23 protein-coding genes and 1 tRNA gene are annotated in these 25,046 nt (G+C 63.4%); 13 read left to right on the plus strand and 11 right to left on the minus strand.

All coding sequences use genetic code 11. The features are described 5' to 3' along the window. Positions 1 to 49 precede the first annotated feature (49 nt). Positions 50 to 670 carry an isochorismate family cysteine hydrolase YcaC gene (ycaC, locus tag V6093_RS14105; protein WP_003247424.1) on the minus strand — a complete coding sequence of 207 codons (621 nt, stop codon included), beginning with the start codon at positions 668 to 670 and terminating at the stop codon, positions 50 to 52. A 210-nt stretch (positions 671 to 880) separates the two neighbouring features. On the opposite strand from ycaC, the gene V6093_RS14110 reads away from it, so the two are divergent. The 5 genes from V6093_RS14110 to V6093_RS14130 all read left to right on the plus strand — a co-directional run bounded on the left by V6093_RS14110 (position 881) and on the right by V6093_RS14130 (position 6,101). Then, complete coding sequence (locus V6093_RS14110; protein ID WP_004575697.1) at positions 881 to 1,270, plus strand: nuclear transport factor 2 family protein; 390 nt, start codon at positions 881 to 883, stop codon at positions 1,268 to 1,270. A 92-nt stretch (positions 1,271 to 1,362) separates the two neighbouring features. Beyond that, positions 1,363 to 2,862 (plus strand): cytosine permease, encoded by a 1,500-nt coding sequence (locus V6093_RS14115; protein ID WP_108078925.1) that lies wholly within the window; start codon positions 1,363 to 1,365, stop codon positions 2,860 to 2,862. A 13-nt stretch (positions 2,863 to 2,875) separates the two neighbouring features. Then, complete coding sequence (locus V6093_RS14120; RefSeq protein WP_014862066.1) at positions 2,876 to 4,306, plus strand: aldehyde dehydrogenase family protein; 1,431 nt, start codon at positions 2,876 to 2,878, stop codon at positions 4,304 to 4,306. A 17-nt stretch (positions 4,307 to 4,323) separates the two neighbouring features. Next, entirely contained in the window at positions 4,324 to 4,485 is a 162-nt protein-coding gene (locus V6093_RS14125; RefSeq protein WP_274083778.1) for a hypothetical protein, read from the plus strand. A gap of 398 nt (positions 4,486 to 4,883) precedes the next feature. Next, positions 4,884 to 6,101: a DUF3422 domain-containing protein gene (locus V6093_RS14130; protein WP_047605085.1), complete on the plus strand. Its 1,218-nt coding sequence runs from the start codon at positions 4,884 to 4,886 to the stop codon at positions 6,099 to 6,101. Between the two features lie 25 nt (positions 6,102 to 6,126). Here the strand turns inward: V6093_RS14130 and V6093_RS14135 are convergent, their stop codons facing one another. The 3 genes from V6093_RS14135 to V6093_RS14145 are packed head-to-tail and all read right to left on the minus strand — an operon-like array spanning position 6,127 to position 10,321. Further along, complete coding sequence (locus V6093_RS14135; protein WP_003247429.1) at positions 6,127 to 8,538, minus strand: DUF3772 domain-containing protein; 2,412 nt, start codon at positions 8,536 to 8,538, stop codon at positions 6,127 to 6,129. A 56-nt stretch (positions 8,539 to 8,594) separates the two neighbouring features. Then, the gene (gene ada, locus V6093_RS14140) at positions 8,595 to 9,647 is read right to left on the minus strand and encodes a bifunctional DNA-binding transcriptional regulator/O6-methylguanine-DNA methyltransferase Ada (RefSeq protein WP_406669533.1); all 1,053 of its coding nucleotides are present in this window, start codon (positions 9,645 to 9,647) and stop codon (positions 8,595 to 8,597) included. Positions 9,648 to 9,694: 47 nt separating this feature from the next. After that, positions 9,695 to 10,321, minus strand: coding sequence for a DNA-3-methyladenine glycosylase (locus V6093_RS14145; RefSeq protein ID WP_003247431.1), 627 nt, complete (start codon positions 10,319 to 10,321; stop codon positions 9,695 to 9,697). A 171-nt stretch (positions 10,322 to 10,492) separates the two neighbouring features. On the opposite strand from V6093_RS14145, the gene V6093_RS14150 reads away from it, so the two are divergent. Together V6093_RS14150 and V6093_RS14155 are read left to right on the plus strand one after the other, a co-directional pair. After that, entirely contained in the window at positions 10,493 to 11,008 is a 516-nt protein-coding gene (locus tag V6093_RS14150; protein WP_003247432.1) for a sigma-70 family RNA polymerase sigma factor, read from the plus strand. After that, the gene (locus V6093_RS14155) at positions 10,995 to 11,951 is read left to right on the plus strand and encodes a FecR domain-containing protein (RefSeq protein WP_406669534.1); all 957 of its coding nucleotides are present in this window, start codon (positions 10,995 to 10,997) and stop codon (positions 11,949 to 11,951) included. Before V6093_RS14150 ends, V6093_RS14155 begins: the two co-directional genes overlap by 14 nt. A gap of 7 nt (positions 11,952 to 11,958) precedes the next feature. On the opposite strand, the gene V6093_RS14160 is transcribed toward V6093_RS14155, so the two are convergent. From V6093_RS14160 to V6093_RS14170, 3 genes are all read right to left on the minus strand, one after another. After that, positions 11,959 to 13,116, minus strand: a complete 1,158-nt coding sequence (locus tag V6093_RS14160; protein ID WP_047605089.1) for an MFS transporter — start codon at positions 13,114 to 13,116, stop codon at positions 11,959 to 11,961. An 83-nt stretch (positions 13,117 to 13,199) separates the two neighbouring features. Next, positions 13,200 to 13,337, minus strand: coding sequence for a hypothetical protein (locus V6093_RS14165; protein WP_003247435.1), 138 nt, complete (start codon positions 13,335 to 13,337; stop codon positions 13,200 to 13,202). Positions 13,338 to 13,440: 103 nt separating this feature from the next. Further along, positions 13,441 to 14,655, minus strand: coding sequence for an MFS transporter (locus tag V6093_RS14170; protein WP_047605090.1), 1,215 nt, complete (start codon positions 14,653 to 14,655; stop codon positions 13,441 to 13,443). Positions 14,656 to 14,848: 193 nt separating this feature from the next. Between V6093_RS14170 and V6093_RS14175 the strand changes: the two genes are divergently transcribed. Further along, positions 14,849 to 15,772, plus strand: a complete 924-nt coding sequence (locus V6093_RS14175) for a FecR domain-containing protein (protein WP_017148091.1) — start codon at positions 14,849 to 14,851, stop codon at positions 15,770 to 15,772. 95 nt (positions 15,773 to 15,867) lie between these two features. Continuing rightward, positions 15,868 to 15,944 (plus strand) — tRNA-Met (locus V6093_RS14180). A gap of 130 nt (positions 15,945 to 16,074) precedes the next feature. Here the strand turns inward: V6093_RS14180 and V6093_RS14185 are convergent. Further along, complete coding sequence (locus tag V6093_RS14185; RefSeq protein WP_014861555.1) at positions 16,075 to 16,689, minus strand: LysE family translocator; 615 nt, start codon at positions 16,687 to 16,689, stop codon at positions 16,075 to 16,077. Positions 16,690 to 16,916: 227 nt separating this feature from the next. On the opposite strand from V6093_RS14185, the gene V6093_RS14190 reads away from it, so the two are divergent. Further along, positions 16,917 to 17,834, plus strand: a complete 918-nt coding sequence (locus tag V6093_RS14190) for a LysR substrate-binding domain-containing protein (RefSeq protein ID WP_265979528.1) — start codon at positions 16,917 to 16,919, stop codon at positions 17,832 to 17,834. On the opposite strand, the gene V6093_RS14195 is transcribed toward V6093_RS14190, so the two are convergent. The 3 genes from V6093_RS14195 to V6093_RS14205 all read right to left on the minus strand — a co-directional run bounded on the left by V6093_RS14195 (position 17,774) and on the right by V6093_RS14205 (position 19,725). Continuing rightward, positions 17,774 to 18,349 carry a D-Ala-D-Ala carboxypeptidase family metallohydrolase gene (locus tag V6093_RS14195; protein WP_033725220.1) on the minus strand — a complete coding sequence of 192 codons (576 nt, stop codon included), beginning with the start codon at positions 18,347 to 18,349 and terminating at the stop codon, positions 17,774 to 17,776. The two genes, V6093_RS14190 and V6093_RS14195, sit on opposite strands and share 61 nt — an antisense overlap. 138 nt (positions 18,350 to 18,487) lie before the next feature. Further along, a complete protein-coding gene (rimI, locus tag V6093_RS14200) occupies positions 18,488 to 18,943 on the minus strand; it encodes a ribosomal protein S18-alanine N-acetyltransferase (RefSeq protein WP_003247446.1) in 456 nt (151 codons plus the stop codon). Further along, a complete protein-coding gene (locus V6093_RS14205; RefSeq protein WP_003247448.1) occupies positions 18,940 to 19,725 on the minus strand; it encodes a hypothetical protein in 786 nt (261 codons plus the stop codon). The genes rimI and V6093_RS14205 overlap by 4 nt, the downstream gene beginning before the upstream one ends. A 432-nt stretch (positions 19,726 to 20,157) precedes the next feature. Between V6093_RS14205 and mksB the strand changes: the two genes are divergently transcribed. From mksB to mksF, 3 genes are read left to right on the plus strand one after another with little or no spacing between them, the layout of a single operon-like run. Then, on the plus strand, positions 20,158 to 21,447 hold the full coding sequence (gene mksB / locus V6093_RS14210; protein WP_003247449.1) for an Mks condensin complex protein MksB: 1,290 nt from the start codon (positions 20,158 to 20,160) through the stop codon (positions 21,445 to 21,447). Next, complete coding sequence (mksE, locus tag V6093_RS14215) at positions 21,437 to 22,144, plus strand: Mks condensin complex protein MksE (RefSeq protein WP_003247452.1); 708 nt, start codon at positions 21,437 to 21,439, stop codon at positions 22,142 to 22,144. The genes mksB and mksE overlap by 11 nt, the downstream gene beginning before the upstream one ends. Beyond that, positions 22,141 to 24,972, plus strand: a complete 2,832-nt coding sequence (gene mksF, locus V6093_RS14220) for an Mks condensin complex protein MksF (RefSeq protein WP_014861551.1) — start codon at positions 22,141 to 22,143, stop codon at positions 24,970 to 24,972. Before mksE ends, mksF begins: the two co-directional genes overlap by 4 nt. The last annotated feature ends 74 nt before the right edge of the window (positions 24,973 to 25,046 follow it).

Consider the following 25,046-nt stretch of genomic DNA (forward strand, 5'->3'; position numbering starts at 1 on the left):
CTTCGCTTGCAGATTGATGTGGGGGCTGTCGTGCAGCCCCCGGGAGGCACTATTTGGCCAGCTTGTTGTAACTGGTCATCAGGTTGCGGTAGTCCGGGATATGGTTGGAGAACAGGGTACCCAGCCCTTCGATGTCGTTGCGCCAGTCACGGTGCAGTTCGCAGGCCACGCCGAACCAGGTCATCAGCTGCGCCCCGGCAGCCTCCATGCGTCGCCAGGCCGAATCACGGGTCAGTTCGTTGAACGTGCCAGAGGCGTCGGTGACGACGAATACCTCGAAGCCCTCCTCCAACGCCGACAGGGCCGGGAAAGCCACGCATACTTCAGTGACCACGCCAGCAATCAGCAGCTGTTTCTTGCCGGTGGCTTTTACCGCTTTGACGAAATCTTCGTTGTCCCAGGCGTTGATGTTGCCCGGGCGTGCAATGTAGGGGGCATCAGGGAACTGCTCTTTCAGCTCCGGCACCAGCGGGCCGTTGGGCCCCGTCTCGAAGCTGGTGGTGAGGATGGTCGGCAGCTTGAAGTATTTGGCCAGGTCAGACAGGGCCAAGACGTTGTTCTTGAAGCGGTCGGGGTCGATGTCCCTTACCAGCGAGAGCAAGCCGGTCTGGTGGTCGACCAGCAGTACGGCTGCGTTGTTCTTGTCCAGACGCTTGTATTGGAAGGTCACAGTGGATCTCCTTGCTTCAGCGGGTTGGGAGTATCAGCGTAGGCAAGGATGGAGGGTGGGAGAGACCGTCAGTCGGCTTGCCTGTACTGCCATGTGCCCCATCACTTCACAAATTCCTGAACTGATTATTTGCCGCCAGCGATTTTTCCCCTCGCCCACCGCCACCAGAATCGCTTCACCACAATCACAAAAAACCGTGAGGCCACTCCCGTGGACCAGACACTCCAAGTGCGGCAAGCTGCCGCCGACCTCGTCGCGGCGTTCGCCAGCAACGACACCGCCCGCTATTTCGCCTGCTTCAGCGAAGACGCCACCTTTCTGTTTCACACCTTGCCGTATCCGCTGCTGTCGCGTCGCGCCTATGAAGAGCTGTGGGCCCAGTGGCAGGCCGAGGGCTTTACCGTGCTTGCCTGCGAATCGGGCAACGCCCATGTAAGCCTGCAAGGCGACGTGGCTGTTTTCATGCACGATGTGGCCACGCGTATCCGCATCGGCGGTGAAGAGCACCCGTTGAGCGAGCGCGAGACCATTGTCTTCCGCCGCCATGGTGACCAGTGGCTGGCCTGCCACGAGCACCTGTCGGTCGTAACACCGGCCTGATCACCCTTTACGCGGCGCTGCCGCCCTGCCATCGCACCCACAAAAAGGCCCGCGCACTGCGCTGGCTACAACAACCGCGCTGGAGCACCACCATGAGCCACTCGACCGGTATCGAGACCAACGGCGTCGAACAGATCCCCGCCGATCAACGCGACGCCTCCCCGCTGGACCTGTTCCGCCTGATCTTCGGCGGTGCCAATACCTTCGCTACCGCCGTATTGGGCAGCTTCCCGGTGCTTTTCGGGTTGTCATTCCAGGCGGGTGTGTGGGCGATTCTGCTTGGCGTTGGCATCGGCGCGCTGATCCTTGCACCGATGGGGCTGTTCGGCGCGCTTAACGGCACCAACAACGCCGTTTCATCGGGCGCGCACTTTGGCGTACACGGGCGTATCGTCGGCTCGTTCCTGTCGCTGCTCACGGCGGTGGCGTTTTTCTCCCTCTCGGTGTGGAGCTCGGGCGATGCATTGGTCGGTGGTGCCAAGCGCCTGGCCGGTCTGCCAGAGACCGACCTGACCCTGGGGCTGGCCTACGGTGTGTTCGCGGTGCTGGTCCTGGTGGTCTGCATCTTTGGCTTCCGCTTCATGCTGTGGGTCAACAAGATTGCCGTTTGGGCCTCGAGCCTGCTGTTCCTGCTGGGCATCGTCGCCTTTGCCGAGCCCTTCGATGCCGGCTACGCAGGCAGCGTCAACCTTGGCCAGGCAGGCTTCTGGGCTGCGTTCGTCGGCGCGGCGATCCTGGCCATGAGCAACCCGGTGTCGTTTGGCGCCTTCCTGGGTGACTGGTCGCGCTACATTCCACGCGAAACCCCCAAGGCACGCATCATGCTGGCAGTGATCGCGGCACAGGGGGCGACGCTGATTCCGTTCCTGTTCGGCCTGTGTACGGCCACCCTGGTCGCCACCCAGGCGCCGGACTACATCGCCGCCAACAATTATGTGGGCGGCCTGCTGGCGGTAGCGCCAAGCTGGTTCTTCCTGCCGGTGTGCCTGATTGCGGTGATCGGCGGCATGTCCACCGGCACCACCGCGCTGTATGGCACCGGCCTGGACATGTCCAGCGTGTTCCCACGCTTGCTCAGCCGAGCCGGCGCCACCCTGCTGATCGGCGTGCTGGCGATCGGCTTCATCTTCATTGGCCGCTTCACCTTCAACCTCGTGCAGAGCGTATCGACCTTTGCCGTGCTGATCATTACCTGCACCAGCCCGTGGATGGTGATCATGATCCTTGGCCTGATTACCCGCCGCGGCTTCTACCACGCCGACGACCTGCAGGTATTCACCCGCGGCCAGCGTGGTGGCCACTACTGGTTCCTGCACGGTTGGAACTGGCGCGGCATGGGGGCGTGGATCCCCAGCGCGGCGGTTGGCCTGTGCTTCGTCAACCTGCCGGGGCAGTTCGTCGGCCCACTGGGTGACCTGGCGGGCGGTATCGACCTGAGCCTGCCGGTCACGCTGGGGCTGGCTGGCGTGCTGTACCTGCTGTTGCTCAACCTGTTCCCTGAACCTGCTGGCGTGTATGGCCCCCTGGGCCCGCGATGGGTGCGTTGCAAAAGCACCGCGCATACGCCTGTGACCACTGCCGAAATGGCCTGACTGGAAACCGACCATGACCACTTCCCACTATATCGCCGGCCATTGGGTCGAAGGCCAAGGCAGCGACTGCATCAGTGTCAACGACCCTGCGCTGGGGCAACCGTTCGCCGAGCTGATGGCCGCCAGCGTGAGCCAGGTCGACCAGGCCGTCGCCGCTGCCCGCAGCGCCCTGCCCGCCTGGAAAAGCACCTGCGCCAGTGAACGTGCCGCCTTCCTGCGTGGTTTTGCCGAACAGCTCGGGCAGCGCCGTGAAGCGCTTGTCACCCTGCAGATGCGCAATAACGGCAAACCGCGTCACGAAGCGGAAATTGACCTGGATGACGCCATCGCCACCTTTGGCTATTACGCCGAGCTGGCCGAGCAACTGCCATCGAAAAACCGCGCTGTGCCGCTGGCTGCGCCGGGTTTCACCGCCCGCACCCGCCTTGAACCGGTGGGCGTGGTCGGCCTGATCGTGCCGTGGAACTTCCCGTTGGTGACCAGCGCCTGGAAACTTGCTCCGGCCTTGGCCGCCGGTTGCACCGTGGTGCTCAAGCCTTCAGAGGTCACCCCGCTGATCGAGCAGGCCTACGGCCAGATCGCCGACGCTCTGGGCCTGCCCGCCGGGGTGCTGAACATCGTCAACGGCAAGGCCGAGACCGGCGCCGCACTGAGCAACCACAACGGCCTGGACAAGTTGTCCTTCACGGGTAGCAACAGCGTCGGCAGCCAGGTGATGCGCAGCGCGTCGGCGCAGTGCCGGCCGGTGACGCTGGAACTGGGCGGCAAGTCGGCCATCGTGGTGTTCGATGATTGCGATGTCGACCAGGCGGTGGAATGGATTGTTGCCGGCATCAGCTGGAACGCCGGCCAGATGTGTTCGGCCACATCGCGGCTGCTGGTGCAGGACGGCATTGCCGATGCACTGCTGCCGCGCTTGCAGGCGGCACTGGAAAACCTGCGGGTGGGTAATCCTTTGACCGAAGAGGTCGACATGGGCCCGCTGACCAGCCAGGCGCAATGGCTGAAGGTGGCCAGCTACTTTGCCACGGCGCGGGAAGAAGGTTTGCAGTGCCTGGCTGGCGGCCATGCACTGGACCGTGAAGGCTGGTTCGTCAGCCCGACGCTGTATACCGATGTGCCGAAAGACAGCCGCCTGTGGACCGAGGAAATCTTTGGCCCGGTGCTCTGCGCACGGCGCTTTGCCACCGAGGAACAGGCCATTGCCGAAGCCAATGACAGCCGCTTCGGGCTGGTCGCCACGGTGTGCTCCGCCGACCTGGAACGCGCCGAGCGCGTGGCCGATGCGCTGGAGGTTGGCCATGTGTGGATCAACTCGGTGCAGGCGGTGTTCGTCGAAACGTCCTGGGGGGGCACCAAGGGCAGCGGGATCGGGCGTGAGCTGGGGCCTTGGGGGTTGTCAGCCTATCAGTCGGTCAAGCATGTAACCCGCTGTCTGGGCTGATATCGCAAGGGGCCGCCTTGAAGCTTCTCACCGGTGTCAGTCGACAGGCAGCAACCTGCAGCTTCAACGGCGGCAATGCCTGGAAAGGCTTTGAAATCGAGGTGATTAATCATCAAACCGTGGGGCAAGGCGAAATCTGTGGTTTTCCGGCCTCCTCGCGGGTAAGCCCGCACAGGTAATCCACAACACCTCAGGCCTGTGGTCATCTTGTGGGAGCGGGCATGCCCGCGAAGAAACCAACGCGGTGGATGGCACCGGCTTTGCCGGTGTTCGCGGGTGAACCCGCTCCTACAACGGCCTGTGCTGTGTGTAGGAGCGGGTTTACCCGCGAATACGGTGGCGGCTGCGACGGTGAGCGGCGGGTGGAAATTGGCCAGCAGGGCCGGCCCTTTCGCGGGTGAACCCGCGCCTACAGGCGACCGCGAAGGCTTTTCAACTGTTGAGCGCCCACGAGCAGTTCACCCGCGAAGAGGCCGGTACAGGCCATACAAACATTCCCCCCGCGTGACTTTCTCCAGTGCCCGCAAAGTCCCACTTCCTGGTACCCCCATAATCACAACACCAGGCCGGACCACCCATGCACCCTCAACGCACCGCCTTGCACAATGAACTGCACGCCCGTCCGTCACTCTATTTCGACGGCCCGGCGCATGTCTTCCACCTGGCCTTGCTCGGCGGCGATGCTGCCTGTACAGCATTGCTACAACGCTGCTGCCCTGATGTTTCGGACACCGGTGCCGCACAAGGCATCACTGACATGGATGGCCACCCGTTCAAATGGGAGCGGCACACCGAGTTCTTCACGTTGACGCTGGTTGTGCCATGCACCACAGCCGATACCACATGGCAAACCTTGCCGCCGGTGCTGGCCGAGGCGATTGCGCCGCAGGTGGCGCAGGTGATCAATGCAGTGCAGGTGCTGGTACGTCACGAACAGGACCTGAACCTGGCCGATTACGGTTTCAAAGACCCGTGCGGCTCGTGCGTGGGTGGTGGCGATGCGGTGGTGTGGAGCGACTTCCGCCTGACCGAGGATGGCACCAACCGCTTCCTGTTCATCAACAGGCGCCTCAATGCCTACCGCCAGGGCCGCATGATCCGCCGCCTGCTGGAAATCGAGACGTACCGCATGATGGCTTCGCTGACCCTGAGCACGGCCAAGCAACTGAGCCAGGAACTGGATGCCTTCGACAAGACCCTGGTCTGCCTCTCCGAGCGCAGTGCCGGGGTGGATGGCCATGATTCCAAGGGGCTCTTGGAAGCCATTGCCCACCTGTCACGTCAGGTTGTAAGCCGCACGGTAAAAACCCGTCACCGCTTTGGCGCCACCCAGGCCTACGCACAGCTGGTGTTCGAACGCCTGGGGGAGTTGCGGGAAAGCCATGTGGGTGACTGCCAGCGCCTTGGGGTATTCATCGAGCGCCGGTTCAAGCCGACCGTGCGCTACTGCGCAGCCACCGAGCAACGGCTGGAGCAGTTGGCGAAGAACGTGGCCAACCTGGGCGACTTGCTGCAGGCGCGGGTGCAAGTTGAGATGGAGGAGCAGAACGCCGAGATCTTGCGCAGCCTCAATGCCCGGGCAGATGCCCAGGTGAAAATCCAGCGAGCGGTGGAGGGGCTGTCGATCATCGCCATCACCTATTACCTGCTGAATCTGTTCAAGCTTTTGTATGGCGGGCTGAATGTACTGGGGTTGGGACTGACGGCGCGCGATGGCTTGATGGCCATGGCGCCGCCAGTCCTGCTGGTGCTGCTGGTGATACTGCTGCGTATCAGGCAGGCCAAACAGCATTGAGTTGGGGGGCCTTGCCCCCCGATGCCTACACCGACTCGTCAGCCGGCCGCGTACCTTCCTGCACCAGCACCATGCTCTGCGGCGAAGACAGTGGAATGCCTTCATCACGCAACCGGCCAAGAATGGTGAACAGCAGGTCGCTGCGGGTGCCCGATACCTGCCGCGGCCCAGCCACATAGCCACTCACACCGATCACCATACCGCTGGCCGTCAGGTCCTTGAACGACACCGAGGTAGCTGGCGCATCCAGAATCGCCTCATGCTCATGGTAAGCCGCCAGCAGCAGCTCACGCACACGGTTGGCATCGGTCTCCAGCGGCAGTGTCAGGGTAATGCTGACCACGCCCAGCGCGTTGCCCATGGTCACGTTGCGCACGTTCTGCGAGATGAACTGCGAGTTGGGCACGATCACCGTGGAACGGTCAGACATCTGGATCTCGGTGGCGCGGACATTGATGCGGCGGATATCCCCCTCGACACCCGCCAGGCTGACCCAGTCGCCGACCTTCACCGGGCGCTCGGTCAGCAGGATCAGGCCGGAAATGAAGTTCTGCACGATCTGCTGCAAACCGAAACCGATACCGACCGACAGGGCACTGACCACCCAGGTCAGGCTGGTGAGGTTGATACGCAAGGTCGACATCACCAGCATGGCCAGGAACAGGAAACCCAGGTAACCCACCAGGGTTACCAGCGAGGCCCGCATGCCGGCGTCCATCTCGGTTTCCGGCAGCAGGCGGTCGCTCAGCCAGCGCTTGACCACACGGATGGCGAACAGGCCGCCGAGGAAGATCGCCAAGGCCAGCAGGATGTCCTGCGGCACGATGTTCAGGTTACCGAGCAGCTTGCCGCCGGTCCCATCCCAGTCGCCCAGACTCAACAGCAATTCGCTAGGGCTGGTGCCCGACGGCATCAACACCAGCAACAGTGCCAGGAACAGCACGACCGTGCGGCCAATGCCGGCCAGTATGGTACTGGCCTGGGCCTGGTGGCGAGGCGCCAGGCCCAGGGTCGACGCCAGTGCCAGGCCACCGGGCTGGCGGGGTGACAGCAGGGTTTCGCACAGGTCGCCGAAGAAGGTGGTCAGCAAGTAGGCACAGGTGATCACCAGGCTGACCCACAACAGCTTGGCGGTGAGGAAATAGGCGAGTGTCAGGTAGCCGGTGAGCAGTGCCAGCAGGATCAACGTCAGCCAGATGACCATCACGAACGGGATCAGCCCGGCCAGGCCCGTCGGGCGCTCCAGGCCATGCTTGCGCAGGGTGCGGCGGTAACACAGCAGCGCGCCTGCAAAGGTGAGCGCCACCACCAGCGCGGTCAGCCCGTTGACGGCCACCGTCAGGGCCAGGCTGGCGCCGATCACGCTGTTCATGCGCTCCATGGTCATCATGACCATCAGTGCCAATGCCAGCACCTTCGGGAACCAGCCCAGCGCACTGGCGACTTCGTCGTGGATCGCCGGCAACCGCCAGGACGGACGCTGCAGCATCAGCATGGCGCGGCCCAGGCCTGTGATGAAGGCACTGAACACCACCAGGGTGAGAATGTGATTGGTCAGGCTGGCGATATCCGAACCCAAGCGTGCATTGCTTTCCAGCCCCCAGCGCAGCAACGACACCGAGCCGGCGATGGTGCCCAGGGTTGCCAGGCTAACGCCCAGAGCCAAGGCGCTGCGGCGCAGGCGGCCCTCCGGCAGCCAGTGAACCATGGCACTGGCCAGCAAGCGTTCAAGCACGCGCCGCACCAACGTCCACACCAGAATCGCCGCCACCAGGCTGGCAACGAACAGCCAGCGGTTTTCGGCGCTGAAGGCGCTGCTGATGGCATCGGCCGCCTCGCTGCGCAGGTCACGCAGGCGCGCCACGTCGTCCTGGGTGGGGCGGATGATGCTCTGCCAGAAGGCTGGGCTCAGCGGCGAGGCTGCACGGCTGGTGATTTGCGAGTTGAACTGGCTGCGGCGCAGGTTGACGATTTGCGTGGACAGGTCACGGGCCGACTGGGTCAGCTTGGTGGCCTGATCCTGCTGGGCTACCAGCGCCTTTTTCTCGGCCTCCAGCGCTTTGCGCTGCTGTGTCAGGGTAGCAGCCTCGTCCGGCTGGGCCGGGCCGATGACCTTCAGCTGGTCGTCGAGTTTTCCCACATCGGCAGTGCGCTGTGTACTCAGTGCATCAGCTTGACGCTGAACCTGCATCGCGCCCAGTCGCAGTTGCGACAGCACGTCGTCGTTGGCCTCGCTGGTGACGCCTTGGCGGATCAGGTCCAAGCGATCACTCAGCTGTTCGAGGCTGGCGTTTTCGTCCAGTGCGGGCGCTTCGGCAGCCGCCAAGTTGGACAATGGCGTGGCCGGGGCCGACCAGGCCGGGCTGACAAGCAACAGCATCAGGGCCAGCAGGGCAATCAGACCTGGGCAATAACGGGCAAGGCTGACACGCCTCATCGAATATTCCTCTTTGCAATTCGATTTGGCGGGGGATTCTACGCGGCTTCGGGCCGTCAGGAGAGTGCCGTTTCTCGCTTCAGCAATTGCTGTTTGCGCTCCACGCCCCAGCGGTAACCGCTGATGTCGCCATCCCGGCGCACTACGCGGTGGCAAGGGATGGCCACGGCAATACGGTTGGCCGCGCAGGCCATGGCTACCGCCCGCACGGCCTTGGGGGCGCCAATGCGCTCGGCGATGTCGGTGTAGCTGACCCGGCTGCCGGCCGGCACCTCACGCAGCGCCTGCCACACCCGCTCCTGAAACGCGGTGCCTTGTACATCCAGCGGCAGGGCCAGGCCCAAGGCGGGCGCTTCGACGAAACCGATCACTTCGGCCACCCTCTGTTCGTAGGCGCTGTCGCCGCCAATCAGGTGGGCCTTGGGGAACTGATCCTGCAGCTCGTGCAACAAGCCCTCGGGGTCGTCGCCCAGCAGAATCGCGCAGATACCCTTGTCGCTCTGGGCGACCAATATTGCACCCAGCGAGCACTGCCCAAGGGCGAAGTGAATGCTTGCCCCGGCACCGCCGGCGCGGTATTGCCGGGGGCGCATGCCCAGGCGCTGGTCGGCGCTTTCGTAGAAGCGGCTGTTGGAGTTGTAGCCGGCGTTGTAAATAGCATCGGTGACAGAGTGCTGGCCGTCTTCCAGATGCGCACGCAGGCGCCGGGCCCGGAAGGCTGTGGCGTAGGCCTTGGGGGTGACCCCAGTTTCGGCCTTGAACAGCCGATGCAGGTGGAAGGGGCTGACGGCCAGCTGTGCACTGAGTTGGTCGAGGCTTGGCGCGGGGTCGCTGGTTTCGATCAAGCGGCAGGCGTGGGTAACCAGCTGGCTGTGGCGGGTGGCGCTGGCCTTGCTGATACAGCGTTTGCAAGCACGGTAGCCGGCAGCCTCGGCAGCCGCGGCAGTGTCGTAGAACTCGACGTTCATGCGCTTGGCCTGGCGTGATTTGCAGCCGGGGTGGCAGTAGACGCCAGTGGTACGTACGGCGTAGACAAAGTGGCCCGTGGCGGCAGCGTCGCGGCTCTCTACGGCTTGCCAGCGTTGATCAGGGGTGGTGTAGAGGTTCATCTTTGTTTCCCGGATATGTTGTTGCCTGTACGGGCGATGCAAAAACCTCAGGCCCGCCACAGGTACCAGGCCGCCACGGTACGAAACGGCCGCCAAGCGCCGCCCAGCGAACGCATTTGCGCCGGTGTCGGCGCCGTCTCCAGCCCTTTGAGCCGCCGATACCCCTCGCGCACGCCAAAATCGTCCACCGGCAGAATGTCAGAACGCCCCAGGCTATAGATCAGCAGCATCTCCACCGTCCACCGCCCTACCCCACGCAACGCCACCAGGCGTTCGATCAACGCCTCGTCAGCCATGGTTAACGCCTGCTCCCGCGTCGGTACCAAGCCCTCCAGGGTGGCTTGAGCAATGCCCTGGACCGTCACCAGCTTGCTCGCCGAAAAGCCGCAGGCACGCAGGGTTTCCGGGGTTACCGCCAACAACTGCTCTGGCTGCGGAAAATCATCTGCCGGGAACAGCGCCAGCAAACGCCCCAGGATCGCCTCGGCGGCGCGGGCGTGCAGTTGCTGGTAGGCAATCGCCCGCACCAATGCCTCGTAAGGCTCACGTCCCGGCGTAGCCTGGTGCAGGCAGGGCCCGATCGCTGCGATATGCCGCGACCAGTCCGGGTCAAGTGCCGCCAGGTGTTGCGTGGCCTCGTGATAGGCCTCAGGCGAAAGGTCGGCCAGCATCATGGCACCTCCATCAAGTCGATTGCAGGTCCAGCTTAGCGCAGCCGTTCATCGGGCAAACGCCGGTTCTTGCGCAGCTAATCTTTGGCATTCCATTGCTCCGCGCCATCTTCCCCGCATAGAATTGAGAACTATTCACAATCGCACACATCACTGGACTGGGCCTTCTCTACGATGCAGATCAACGACACGCTCAAGCCCACCGAGGTCGCTCTGCTCTACCAGTCTCACCATGCCTGGTTGCGTGGCTGGTTACGCAGCCGGGTCGGTTGCAGTGAACATGCCGCAGACCTGGCCCAGGATACCTTCGTGCGGTTGTTGCGCGCCCGCCACGTGTCGCCGCTCAAAGAACCGCGCGCCTACCTCAGCAGCATCGCCCGTGGCTTGATGATCGACCAGTTCCGCCGCCGCGCGCTGGAGCGGGCCTACCAGGAGAGCCTGGCTCACCTGCCCGAAGCAGAAGTGCCCAGCGAAGAGGATAAGCTTGTCATCCTCGATAGCCTGGAACGCCTCGACCGCGCCTTGCACCAGTTGAAACCGCGCGTCCGCCAAGCGTTCCTGCTGGCCCAGCTAGACGGTTTGAGCATCGTGCAGGTTGCCCAACGTCTGGAGGTGTCCAGGGCCACCGTCGAGCGCGATCTGGCCAAGGCCCTGGGCGTCTGCTACCGGTTGCGCTATGCCGATGCCTGATGGTACGCCCGCACAGGCGCAGGTCGATCAGGCCATCGACTGGCTGGTAAAGCTGCGTTTCGACACCCCCAGCCCGCGCACCGAGCAGCAGTTTCAACACTGGCTGGCCAGCCACCCACACAACCGCCTGGCCTGGCAGCGGGTCAGTCATCTGGGCGATGAACTGGCCGGGCTGCCCAAGGACTTGAGCCGGCGCACACTGGACGCTAGCCAGCACCCCAAAGCCAGCCGCAGGGACCACCTGAAGTTACTGGGGCTGTTGGCCGTGGGCGGCAGCCTGGGCTGGGCCGCGCGCGAACCGCTAGGCCTGCCACAACTGCTGGCCGACACCAGCACCGCCACCGGTGAACGGCGCCAATGGCAAGGCAGTGACGGCAGCCGCATCCAGCTCAACACTGCCAGTGCCATCGACTTGCACTACAGTGCGGAACAACGCCAGCTGAAACTGATCCATGGCGAGGTCAGCCTGGACAGCAACCCCAACGACAACCGCCCATTCCACGTCGCCACCCCTGTCGGCCCGCTGACCACTTTCGATGGCCAGCTGTTGCTGCGCGAAAACAGCCAGGGCCTGCTGCTGTCGGTGCGGCGTGGTGAAGTCACGCTGTTCCCTGCCTCGGCCTCAGCGAGGCAGGTGCTGCCCGGTGAAACTTTGCAAGTCAGCGCCAACGGCAGCATTCAGGCCAGAACACTGCACAACGATCCCTGGGGTTGGACCGAAGGTGTGCTCAGCGTGCAGCAGATGCCGCTTGCCGAGTTTGTCAGCGAACTCGGCCGCTACCGACCGGGCCTGTTGCGCTGCGCTCCAGAAGTGGCGGGCTTGAAGGTTTCCGGCACCTATCAGTTGGCTGACACCGGGCAAATCCTGCAACTGCTCACCCGCAGCCTGCCCGTGCGGGTCGAGTACAGGACGCGCTATTGGGTCAACATCGGCGCGGCGTAAAGGGATATCACTGCGCCACAGCCCGCATCCGCCCACGGCGCCGGTATGACTGCCTGGCAAAGCACACGAACAGCCCGGCCATCAGGGCCAGCGCCATGGGCAAACCGTGGGGCGCGACATTCATGGCCGCCCCACTGACCAGCGGCCCGACCAGGCTGCCTACGCCCCAGAGCAAGCCCACACTGGCGTTGGCAGTGACCAGGTCCTGGCCCTTGAAGCGCTGCCCGATCAGCACCAGCGCCAAGGTATAGATGCCCCCCGCCACCGCGCCCAGCACCACCAGCAGCGGCCACAGCAGCCAGGTCAGATTCAGCAGCCAAGGCAAACCGATGCCGATCACCATCGCCACCAGCCCGCACGCCAGGTGCAGCCCTGTGCGCTCAACCCGATCGGCCAGCCAGCCCAGCGGCAGCTGGAACAGCATGTCGCCGGCAAACACCACCGTCACCATCAACGCCGCCACGCCAACGGCAAAGCCATGGCTGGTGGCGTACACCGGCAGCAACGACAGCACCACGGCATCGAAGAACGAGAAGAACAGCACCGCCATGCACAACGCCGGTGCCACCCGGAAGAACCCGGCCAGGCCGAAGCTTTTTTCGCCCTCTTCGTGCTCGACATGGTCGTTGGGCACCGTCAGCACAATGCACAGCAACGCCAGCCCATAACAGGCCGTGACGACACCCGTGATCCACGGGCTATCGGCGCCCAACACTGCCAGCATGGCCGGGCCCAGCACCTGAAAGCCCGTAAAGCTGGTAGCGTACAAGGCCATGATCTTGCCGCGGTTATGTTCGGGGCACAGTTCGTTGACCCACGACTCGCCGAGGATGATGGCGATCCCCATGCCAAGCCCCAGGCCCAGGCGCAGCAACGCCAGCAGCCACAACGAGCCGAACGCGGACTCGAGCAAGGCGATGCTGACCGTGCACAGGCTGAAACACAGCAGATAGATAGTGCGCCGGGTGAGATGGCGGCAGCAGACGTCGACCAGAAAAGCCGAGAGCATCATGCCGGCGGCAGGGATGGCCGAGATGATGCCGATTTCCAGTGTGCTCGCCCCCGCTTCATGCAGGCGCAACGACACCAGCGGCAAGCTGGCCCCCAAACTGAAACCCACGACAGAAACGGCGAACAACAAGCCCGCCAATAAACGCATGTTCATGTACCACTCCTGGCAAACCGAAAAGACGTGCAGAAACAGGCGCGCACGCCGAGACGGCGAGCGACGCTAAAGCGCAGATCCGTTCAGGCGAGGTGTGGTGAGAAGGTGAAGGCAAACAGCACGCTGCGGCGGCGCTTGAGCACCGTGTCACTCGGCCATGCACGACGCAGTGCCTGGAAGGCAGGCTGGCGGGCGTGTGGGAGGGACTGGGTACGGCGCATTGCTTTGGCTACTACGCAGGTGATTGAAAAAAGAGGCGGCACTCTAGCCACCTCCGGGGGGCTCGTCAATTGCCCAGGGGCCTCTGCCAGGCCCCCGGCGCGTTCAGCGTTTACCTGTACTTGGCAGAAACACCGCCAACAACCCGAACAATGGCAGGAACGAGCACAACCCATACACGTATTCGATACCACGCAGGTCCGCTACGTGCCCCAACAGCGCAGCACCAATGCCGCCAAAACCGAACATCAGGCCAAAGAAGATCCCGGCAATCATGCCCACGCTGCCCGGCACCAGCTCCTGCGCATACACCACGATCGCGGAAAACGCCGAAGCCAGGATAAAGCCGATCACCACGCTCAGCACCGTGGTCCAGAACAAGTCGGCATACGGCAGCGCCAGCGTGAACGGCGCCACGCCCAGTATCGAAAACCAGATCACAGCCTTGCGCCCGATACGGTCACCGATCGGCCCGCCGAAGAAGGTGCCCGCCGCCACCGCGCCGAGGAACAGGAACAGATGCAGCTGCGAGCTGGCCACCGACACACCGAACTTCTCGATCAGGTAAAAGGTGAAGTAGCTGGTGAAGCTGGCCATGTAGAAGTACTTGGAGAACACCAGCAAGCCCAGCACGATCAGCGCCGCAATTACCCGATTGCGCGAAATGCCGTGGGTGGCCTGAACCGTCTTGCGCGCCTTGGCCTGATTGAGGTGCTCCTTGTACCAGCCGCGCAGCATCAGGGTAACGCCGAGGAAGAACAGCCCGGCCAGGCCGAACCAGGCCACATGGGTCTGGCCGAACGGAATGACGATGGCCGCTGCCAGCAGCGGGCCCAGAGCGGAGCCGGTGTTGCCACCGACCTGGAAGGTCGACTGGGCCAGGCCGAAGCGCCCGCCCGAGGCCAGCCGTGCAATACGCGAGGTTTCCGGGTGGAAGGTCGACGAGCCAATGCCCACCAGCGCCGACGCCAGCAGGATCATCGGGAAACTGCCAACGAAGGCCAGCATCACGATCCCCACCAACGTGCACAGGGTGCCTAGCGGCAACAGATTTGGCGTGGGCCGGCGGTCGGTGAAGAAGCCGACCCAAGGCTGCAACAGCGAGGCGGTGATCTGGAACGTGAGCGTGATCATGCCGATCTGGGCGAAGCTCAGGTCGTAGTTGGCCTTGAGCATCGGGTAGATCGCCGGCAGCACCGACTGGATCAGGTCGTTGATCAAATGCGCCAAGGCGCAGAAACCGATGATGCGCATCACCATCGGCGAGGCTTGGCTTGCCGCTGCCGGGGTGGATGCGGTGGAGGCACTACTGGTGGCCATTTGCCTGAATCTCCGTCCTCTGGTTTGGGATCCGATTATCAGGAATCAAATAGATACATAGCTACCTTTTTTATCCCCCTGTCGCCACGCACTTGAAAATGGTTCTCAATATAATTAGCATCCTCTGCCAATGACCCCTGTCATCGTTAGGCCAAACGGCCCCTATCGTGAGCAGACCGCCCCCATGAGCCCGATGTCCGCCAAGCAGCTGCAGCCCGACCCACAACAGGAAGCGCTGGCGTGGTTTTCGTTGCTGCGCCAGCCCGGTTGCGACGAAACCCAGCGCCAGGCATTTGCAGCCTGGTGCCAGGTACAAGAGAACGCCCACGCCTACGCCGAGCTGGAGACGTTCTGGCAACAGCTGCAACCCGCACCTGCCCGCCCTCGCCCACGGCATGTCACTGTCCGTCGCAGTCACCTGGGTAAAGGGTTGGCGCTTGTGTTCTTGCTAGGGTTAGGCGCTGCTGCTTACCTGTACTGGCCGCTGATACAGCGTCTGGCCAGCGAGCTGCACACCGATGTGGGAGAGCGCCGCAGCATACGCTTGGCGGATGGCACAACATTGAACCTGGACAGCGCCAGCGCGATGAACGTCGACCTGCGCGGCCGCACCCGCCAACTGCACCTGGTGCAGGGCCAGGTGCATATGGAAGTCGTGCTCGACGGGCGGGCCATGGACGTGGAAGTGGGCAACGCACGCATCCAGGTATACGGCACTCGCTTGCAGATAGCCCGCCATGCAGGGCGTGACGAACTCGTGGTATTCAGTGGCAAGGCCATGGTCACCCAGGGGGGTGAGCAGCGAATGGTCTCGGCAGGTGAGCGGGTAACCTTCGATGACACACGCATCGATCCGGTGCGGAAGGCTGATCTGAAAACCGCTGACAGTTGGCGCAACGGCCGCCTTAAAGCCACAGACATGCCATTGCGGCAGGTGCTGGAGCGCCTTGCCGGTTACCAAGGGCAGCGTCTGTGGATGATGGATGAACACGTGGCTCATCGCCGTGTGAGCGGCGATTTCAACCTCGACCGGCCTGGCCAAAGCCTGCAATCCCTGGCTGCAGCCCAGCAGCTGCAGTTGCTGGGTGTGCTCGGGCACTGGCTTGTGGTGCGCTAAAACCGGGGCTGGCCGCTAAGTTTTTGAAAGCGTGCAAATTTTTTTTGAAATGAGTGTTGACAGAGGGGGCGTTCAAGAGAATAATGCGCGCCATCGGCTACATAGCTCAGTTGGTTAGAGCATAGCATTCATAATGCTGGGGTCCGGGGTTCAAGTCCCTGTGTAGCCACCAAACAAGACGAAGGGCTTACCGCAAGGTAAGCCCTTTTTCTTTGCCTGCGAAAAAGTTGCTGGTGCCCGCGCTAACCCATCCAGTAGCAGCCGGGCGCCGAATCACAGAGTTCGGCGCTGCTATCGTCGCCTCAACGTATTCCGGTCACCGCCACAGCCAGGCCAAGCCCGATCAATGCCAGACCAATGGCCCGGTCCACCAGCACTTGCCGTTCGATCATCGCCTTGCGCAATGCCGTGCTGGAAAAAAATACCGCCACCAGGCTGAACCATAGCCAATGGGCAACGGACATGAACGCACCGTAGGCGAAGTTCAGCGTCAGCGGGCTGCCAGGCTGTACCACCTGGGTGAAGGCACTGATGACAAACAACATGGTCTTGGGGTTGAGGGCGTTGGTCAAAAAGCCGGTGCGCAGCGCTTGCAGTACGCTGGCAGCAGACTGGCCAACCCCGTCCAGGCTGATGCGTCGGGTGTTGGTCAATGACTTGTACCCGAGGTAGATCAGGTAGCCCGCACCCAGCACTTTCATGACGAGGAACAGCGCCGGGCTCTGGCTGATGATTACGGCAATGCCCAACACTGTGTACAACACATGCACCTGCACCCCCAGTGCGATACCTATGGCGGCCGCCAGCCCGGCCTTGCGGCCCTGCGCATAACTGCTGCGGGTGACCATGGCGAAATCGGCGCCAGGGCTGATGACGGCGAGCAGGGTAAACAGGGCGACGGCGATGAGTTCGGTCATGCTGATGGCTCTCGATAGGCGATGGAAATGCACAGACCGCCGATTATCGAGCGCTTACAGATGCGGAAAAATCGATTTATGCTGAGATGAATCTGATAGTTTTGCTCACAGATACGTACAGCCCGCCTTGGCCTCTTCGCGGCTAAACCCGCTCCTACAGGGAACTATGTGGCCATGTAGCAGCGGGTTTACCCGCAAAGAGGCCGGCACAGCTGAACAGGGAAATCATGAAACTGCCGCCACTCAACGCCTTCCGCTACTTCGACATTGCCGCCCAGACCGAGAGCTTCGTGCGCGCCGCCGAGCACTTGCACGTCACTCACGGCGCGGTCAGCCGCCAAATACGCCTGCTGGAAGAAAGCCTTGGCGTGGAACTGTTCGAACGGCGCAACAGGGCCATTTTCCTCACCTCTGCCGGGCGCGCCCTGCATGGCACCACCCAGGCGATCTTCGAGCAGCTGGAAGGCGCCGTGCAGCGTTTGCAGCACCAGGTCCGCGACAATGTGCTTGTGCTGTCCTGCGAACCGACCATCGCCATGCGCTGGCTGATCCCGCGCCTGCCGCGCTTCCATGCCACCCATCCCGACCTGCAGTTACACCTGGTGGCTGCCGGCGGGCCGCTGGACTTCGCCCGCAGTGGGGTCGACATGGCCATCCGCCGTGACGACTTCCACTGGAATAACCAGCTGTTCAACCAGAAGGTCTGCGATGAATGGATCGGCCCGGTGTGCCACCCCGCCGCCAGCGCCAGACTCGATGGCCAACGGCTGCTGCACAGCACCACACGCCCTGCTGCCTGGCCCACCTGGCTGCGCCTGAGCGGCCAACAGGCGCGGCACTGCGAACGCAGCGACTACGAGCATTTCTACCTGTCGATCCAGGCCGCCAACGCCGGCCTGGGCCTGGCCATGGCCTCAGCCCTGATGGTGTGCGACGAACTCGACAGCGGGCAGTTGCAGGCGCCGTACGGTTTTGTGCGCGATGGCTCGGCCTACCACCTGCTTAGCCCACAGCCTCTGGCCGACAGCAGCAAGTGCCAGCGCTTCGCAGAGTGGCTAATGGACGAATGCCGGGGTTGCCTGGTTCATTTGGGTTTGACGCAGAACGACGACCCCGCACTGCCATCGCCGCCCCAGGTGCGATAGCCGGCGGTATCCACATGAATGCGGCCTGATGGGTAGCGGCCCAGGCCCATGTTCCAGGCTTGGCCGTGCTGCTGCCAGAAACGGCACAGCGGATTGGGGTCGGCCCAGGCCGGCAGCAGTATATCGACGGCGAACGCGCGGGTATGCGCACTGTTGGCTGCCCCGCCCGCACAGGCGTTCAGGCGCGGCTCACGGTAAGCCGAAACCACCTCGAACTGGCGCAGGATGCCTTGATCGTCGAGTGCCCTGATCAACGCGAGGGTCGAGCGTACAGCCGCCCAATTGCCGGGGGGCGGTACAGCGAAAGGCGATGCGTGGCACAGTTTCCAGTCCGAAGCCGAGCGCAGCAACTGGTGAATTGGCACTACACCGTAAAGCCGGGCATCTACCAGCATTTCGCGGAAAGGGCGGGTTTGATGATCACCCGCCCACTGGGCGAACATCCACACGTCGCGCTCGTCAGCGTGGGCAACGCTCGCTAAACACAGGCCCGCTGCCAAAAGCAGTTTTCTCATTCTTTATCCGTCCCTGCTGAGAACAAAGCCTGCACTCCCACCGGAACTCATACTAGTTCAACGTGCAACCGTTACTGCAGCGTCAGCGGGTGGCCGAAGCAGAGGGGTGCCTGCGTGACGGGGTAAGCCGCTGGAAAGTCAGTCTTCAAACAGGGTACAGGCCATCACCAGGGCGTCTTCACGGCCGCCGGCGACCGGATAATAGTCGCGGCGGCGGCCAATTTCGTTGAACCCGTAACGTTCGTATAAACGATAGGCCGACTGGTTGCTGGCGCGTACCTCCAGGAAGCATTCGCGGCCATTGAGCTGATAGGCCCGGGCCATCAGGTGTTCGAGCAGGCGCAGGCCCAGGCCGCAGCCTTGGTTTTCCGGTTTTACGGTGATGTTGAGCAGGTGCGCTTCATCGATGATCACATTGATCACACCATGGCCCACTTGCTGCTGGCCATCGAACATCAGCCAGACTTCGTACGACTTGAGCGCATCCTGAAAGATTCCACGGGTCCAGGGGTGACTGAATGCGGCATATTCGATCTTAAGTACGGCATCCAGATCCGCCTCGGTCATCGGGCGGAAGCTGATCGAGTCACTCATTCAACGCTCTTCCAGCGCGCCATCAGCTGGCGCATGGCTTTCCAGACGTCCGCCTTGCGCTGCGGCTCGTCCATCAACAGTTCAAGGCCCGGCAATGCCCAGGCGTCGCCCAGGCTGTCGAGCGTCAGGGTTTGGTAATAGGCGTCGGCGTCGACATTGGCGGCAAAACGCAGTGCCGGCAGGCCGACCAGCCACAGACAGGTACACGGGGCGTCTTCCAGGCGCGCCTGAACGAAGCCCTGGACGAAATCGCGCGCAGCCTCTGGCCCCTGGTCCATGTTGCCGCGCACCAACAGTGGCCAGCGTACCGGCTCGCCGATGATCTGCGGGGCGTCGGGCAGGCCGGCGGCGCGCAGCATGTCCTTGAGCAGCAGATAGGACGGATCGCGGCTCTGGAAGGGCTGACCGGTGGCCAGTTCAACCAGCAGCAGGCAACTGCCGGCGCGCAACAACTGCAGCGAGAAGCGCGGTGGCGGCACCGGTGCCGGGCGCGGAGCAGCGGGCTGCTCTTGTGCCTCGGCAGGCTTGACGGCGGGTTTTGCCACACTGCCCGGGCGTGGGATCTCGATTTTCGGCCGCTCGCCGGAGCGGGCCTGGGGGGTGACAGGCGCTTCGTTGGTTACCGATGCCGGCCTGACCTCGAAATCGATGTCCTCGACTGGCACAACCGGCAGCAGCAGCTCGGGCCGCGACGGTGCGGCGAACGGCAGCTCGGCGCGCGGCAGCCAGTGCACCACTTGCATGGCGGAAAGGTAGGCGCGGCGACGGGGTTCGGTCAGCAAGGGGCGGATATCCGAGGGGGGGGAAGTCAATTGGGCATTCTAACGTGTACGCCGTGGTTTTTGCAGCGCCTATCAGACCGAGCGCCGCCCGTGCGGTGCATCGCGACGCAAGGCCGCTCCCACATTTGTTTCTGGCCAGTCATGCCTGTGCCATTGGCGCGCGTACCCCTGGGTGCACGACGCGATATCGAAGGGGGACAAGCAAGGGACCGTGCGCCAATGAATCAGGATTGATTGGCCCGAAACAAATGTGGGAGCGGCCTTGCGTCGCGATGCGCCGCGCGGGCGGCGCTCGATCTCACGAGTACCACTAGAACAACGACATACACCCACAAACCTAAAGGTTATCTCTCATTACAGACCAAGGGGTAAAAACCACCCCCGCGAATGCAGTACAATCGCCCCCTTTTTCTTGGCAACGAGTCGAAGCCAATGATCGAACCCAAGCGCGTCCTGCGCGCCCTAGCCGAACACTGGGCCCTGATCGAGCCGCTGTGCGAGCGTTTCGACCAGGGCACCCTGAGCCTGGTCGAACTGCGCCAGCATGTGGCCCGCCAGCAGCTCGAAAGCACCCCGCAGGACATCACCCAGCTACTCGACGTGTGGATCCGCCTGGATATCCTGGTCCCGGTGGCCAAGAGCCCGAACCGTTTCGAGCTCAACGCGCAGATCCACGACTTCCTCGCCTACCTGCGCCGCGAACACCGGCTGGGCCTGTGCCTGGAGATCGAAGCCTACTTGCGCCACCTGGAGCGCCTGGCCGGGCACATCCAGGATGCCTTCGACAACCGCGACAGCGACGACCTGGCACGCCAGCTCCGCCTGCTCGACATGCGCGTGCGCGATGTGCTGAAAAAGCTCGACAACGACGAACAGGCACTGGTGGCCGTGGCCGAACGGGCCAAGACCAGCAACCGCCAGATTCCGCTGCGCCAGCGTTATGCCGAAGTGCTGGCCACCTGGGACGAATACGTCGAGCCGATGATCCAGCTGGTCAACGCCGACGGCGCCTTCGAGCAGGGTGTACGCAAGGTCGAGACCGTGCTGCTGAAACTGCTGGGCGAACAGGCGCGCCTGGGCCACCTGGTCGACGACGACATGCTGCTGCGCACCCACGCGCGCATTCTGGAAATGCAGACCAGCGCCCAGTTGACCCTGCGCCACGCCCGCGAACTGCTGCTGCCGCTGCGCGAAGAAGCCCGCCGCCACAACGCCGTGACCCGCGGCGCTGCACTGGCCCTGTCGGTGATCCGGCGCAAGGGCATCGATGCCGTGCCGCAGGCGGCCATGCCGATGTTCACCCGCCCGCAAAGCACCTTCCTTGGCAGTGCCAGCCAGGTCGAGGCCTACGTTTACGCACTGGCCCGCTTCGAGCCCAAACCGGCGCGCTTCCCCAAAGCCCACAAGACCCAGTCCGGCGCCCTGCCCCGTGCCCCGCGCACGGTCAAGGAAATGGCCGAACGCTGCGAACAGGCCCTGCCACTGCCCGACTTGATGGTCTGGCTGCTGGAGCAGGAGCCCGAAGGCGCCACCGACGAGCTGCTGTACTGGTTCTCGCGCCTGTCGCGGGAAAAGCGCTTCAAGCGCGAACGCCTCGACCGCCGCGAATACACCACTCAGGAACATTTGGTCAGCCTGCATTCGTTCGCCCTGACCTCCAGCCGCGAAGACGCCCCTAGCGCGCCTACCGAACCCAACGCGAGCCCAGCCCATGCATCTTGATCTTTCCGAACTGTCCCAGCTCGCGCCGATCTTCCGCGAGCTGTTCAAAGGCTTCCACGTCAGCCGGCGCGACCCTGAGCTGTACGCCCAGCTGTCGAACTTCCAGGACCAGTACCGCACCCTGTTCAAGGCCCTGGGCTTCGAGCTGGTGTGCGATACCCGTGGCTTCTATTACTTCGTGCCCGACATGACCGCCGCGCAGGTCAACAAGACCGCGCAGCGCCTGTCGCTGTTCACCTTCATCCTGGTCGAGCACCTTGCTGACCAGGGCCGCGACCCGATGGCCGTGCTCGATGGCGGCAGCATCGGTCGCGACGAACTGCCCTCGCTGCTGGACAAGTACCGCGACCTGTTCCTGCAGGCCGAAGTGCAGACCGTGGACGAGCTGGAAGAAAAAATCCTGCGCCGCATGACCCAACTCGGCTTCGCCCATGAGGAAGGCGGCATCTACCGCTTCCTGCCGCCCATGCATCGCTTCCTCGATGTGTGCCTTTCGGTGCAGCAGGACCGCGACCTGGCCGCCACCCTGCACAGCGCCCTGCCGCTGCCGACCCCGGTACTGGTCGAGGAAGAAAGCGCCGAAGAACTCAACCGTACCGACGACCCGCTCGACCTCACGCCTTTCCAGGGCGAGGAAAGCGAAGAGGACGCCCTGGCCCGGGCCATCCGCGAAGAGCAACAGGAGATTGACGCATGAGCCAGGAACGCTACGGCATCCGCCGCTTCGCATTGCTCAACACCGCCGGCTACAGCCTTGGCCTGTTCCCGCTGGAGCACCCGCTGTCGGTATACGGCGCCAACAACCTGGGTAAATCGGCTTCGATCAATGCCCTGCAGTTCCCGATCCTGGCACGTATGTCGGACATGAGTTTCGGCAAGTACAGCCTTGAGCAATCGCGCCGCTTCTACTTCGCCAGCGACACGTCGTACATTCTTTGCGAACTGAGCCTGCCCCACGGCCCGCACGTGATCGGTGTGGTCGGGCGCGGCCCGGGTGGCGGTTTCGGCCACCAGTTCTTCGCCTACAAGGGCGAACTGGACCTGGCCCACTATCAGAAGAACGACACCTGCCTGCGTCAGAAAGAGCTGTTCACCAACCTTGAACGCCTGGGGATCAAGGCTTACGAACTGAAGCCGGACGAACTGCGCCGGCTGCTGGTGGGCGGACACACTTCGGTGCCGCTGGACCTGACCATGATCCCGCTGCGCTCCACCAGCGAGCAAAGCCTGAAAACCTTCCGCGCGCTGTTCATCAACCTGCTGCACATGCGTGAGATCACCGCCGCCAAGCTCAAGCAGCTGTTCCTCGACGCCTTCGAGCACAGCCTGCGCTCGGGCAGCGTCGACTACATCGCTGCGTGCGAGGAAGCCTTCCGCGACGTACGCCGCATGGAGCAGGACTACAACGCCCTGGTGGCTGCCGGCCCGTTGGTCGAGGCCCTGGCCGGTGGCGTGGCCCAGCGCGACATCCTGCGTGGCAAGCTGCACCGCATTTCGCCTGTGCTCGACACCCTGCTGGGCACCTGGCAGGAATACGCCATGGCGCGCAAGGAAGAGCTGGTCATCCAGTCCGAGCACTACCGTGGCGAGCAGGACCGCCTGCAGAACGACCAGCGCGGCGGCACCCAGGAGCTGATGCGCCTGGAGCGTGAAATTACCGGTATCCAGCGCTGGCTAGGCGAGCTGTCGGTGCTCAAGCACCGCTTTGCGCTGGTCGATGACGTCAAGGTACTGGAGCAGCAACTGCTGGCAGCCAAAGATGCCCACGACGAGCTGGCCGGCGCGCTGGCCCAGTCACGGCAGTTCAGTGCCGAAGACCTCGACGAGCGCGTACGCGACCTGGAAAAACGCCTGAAGCAGGTCAAGCAGCAGCTGGATCACGCTGACAACAACAGCTATGCCCGCCTGCGCGAGGAGTTCTCGCAGCAGGACGTCGACCGCCTGATGCGCCTGTTCAACGGTGCGCTGTTCAGCCTGCCGCTGGGCGACCGCGGCATCGAGCTGGACGACAGCGACCTGTGGGTAAAATCGCTGGAAGCGGTGCTGGACGGCTTCAAGGGCGAGCGCTTCGAGGCCCCGGGCCTGGCCATCGACCTGACCCACATCGACCCACCGGCCCTGCAGGCCCTGGCCGACCGCGCCGCCCTGCGCGACCAGAAAGAGCGCCTGGAAAAAGAACTCAAGCAGCTCAAGACCCAGCAGGCCGTGGCCGCCGACCGCTCCGCGTCCAAAGCGCAGACCGAAACCCTGTACCAGGAAGTGCTGGACGCGCAGAAGGCGCTGGAAGACTTCCGCCGTAGCCAAACCCTCACCGCCGAAGAGCCCGAGAAGCTGGAACAGCTCTCGCAGCTGGAAGCGGCCCAGGACGAACTCAAGCGCTCCAGCGACGCCTTCACCGAGCGCGTCCAGCAGCTGTCAGCCAAGTTGCAACTGGTCGGTCGTCAGCTCGGCGACCTCGAGTCCAAGCAGCGCACCCTGGAAGACGCCCTGCGCCGTCGCCAGCTGCTGCCGGCCGACCTGCCCTACGGCACGCCATACATGGAAGCCATCGACGACTCGATGGACAACCTGCTGCCGCTGCTCAATGACTACCAAGACAGCTGGCAAGGCCTGCAGCGGGTGGACAACCAGATCGAGGCGCTGTACGCCCAGGTGCGCCTCAAAGGCGTGGCCAAGTTCGACAGCGAAGACGACATGGAACGCCGCCTGCAACTGCTGGTGAACGCCTACGCGCACCGTACCGACGAAGCCCTGACCTTGGCCAAGGCACGCCGCGCTGCGGTCACCGACATCGCCCGAACCCTGCGCAACATCCGCAGCGACTACGACAGCCTTGAGCACCAGCTGGCCCTGTTCAACCGCGAGATCAACAAGCGCCAGGTGTCCAACCTGGAAAGCTTCCGCGTGGTACTGGCGCCGAACAAGGAAGCGCTCAAGCACATCGACCAGATTATCCACAGTGCCGGCCAGTACGAAGAAGGCGAAACCCTGTCGGTCTTCGACCTGACCCAAAGCGCAGACCAGGACAACAAGAACGAAGAGGCCAAGGAGTACCTGGCACGGCTGGTGGCGGCCAACCACAACCAACTGGGCCTGAAGGACCTGTTCGAGCTGGCGTTCGAGATCACCAAGGTCAATGGCCAGCCGATCATCCACGCCGACATCGACGGTGCGGCGTCCAACGGCACCACCATGACCATCAAGGCGCTGACCAACATGTACCTGTTGCTGCACCTGATGGACCGTGACCTGGCTGGGCGCATTCGCCTGCCGTACTACCTGGACGAAGCGGCAGACATCGACGAACGCAACCAGGCGGCACTGCTGGAAACCAGCCAGCAACTGGGCTTCGTACCGATCCTGGCGAGTGTGAAACCACAGGTCTCGGCGCACGTTGCGATCGACCTGGAAGGTGGCAGCGGGCCGAACGGCATCTACATCGACGAGGCGGACTGGAAGTTCATCAGCCGGCTGGATGAAGTGAAGGCGGTTGTGCGTGAGGATCAGGCCGAGGAGCTGGCCTGAGATAGCCGGGGCCGCGTTGCGGCCCTTTCGCGGGTGAACCCGCTCCTACGCCGGCCTGCGCCCAACCACCGATG

The sequence above is a fragment of the Pseudomonas putida group bacterium ESBL64 genome, assembly GCF_045277175.1.
Taxonomy (GTDB): domain Bacteria; phylum Pseudomonadota; class Gammaproteobacteria; order Pseudomonadales; family Pseudomonadaceae; genus Aquipseudomonas; species Aquipseudomonas alloputida.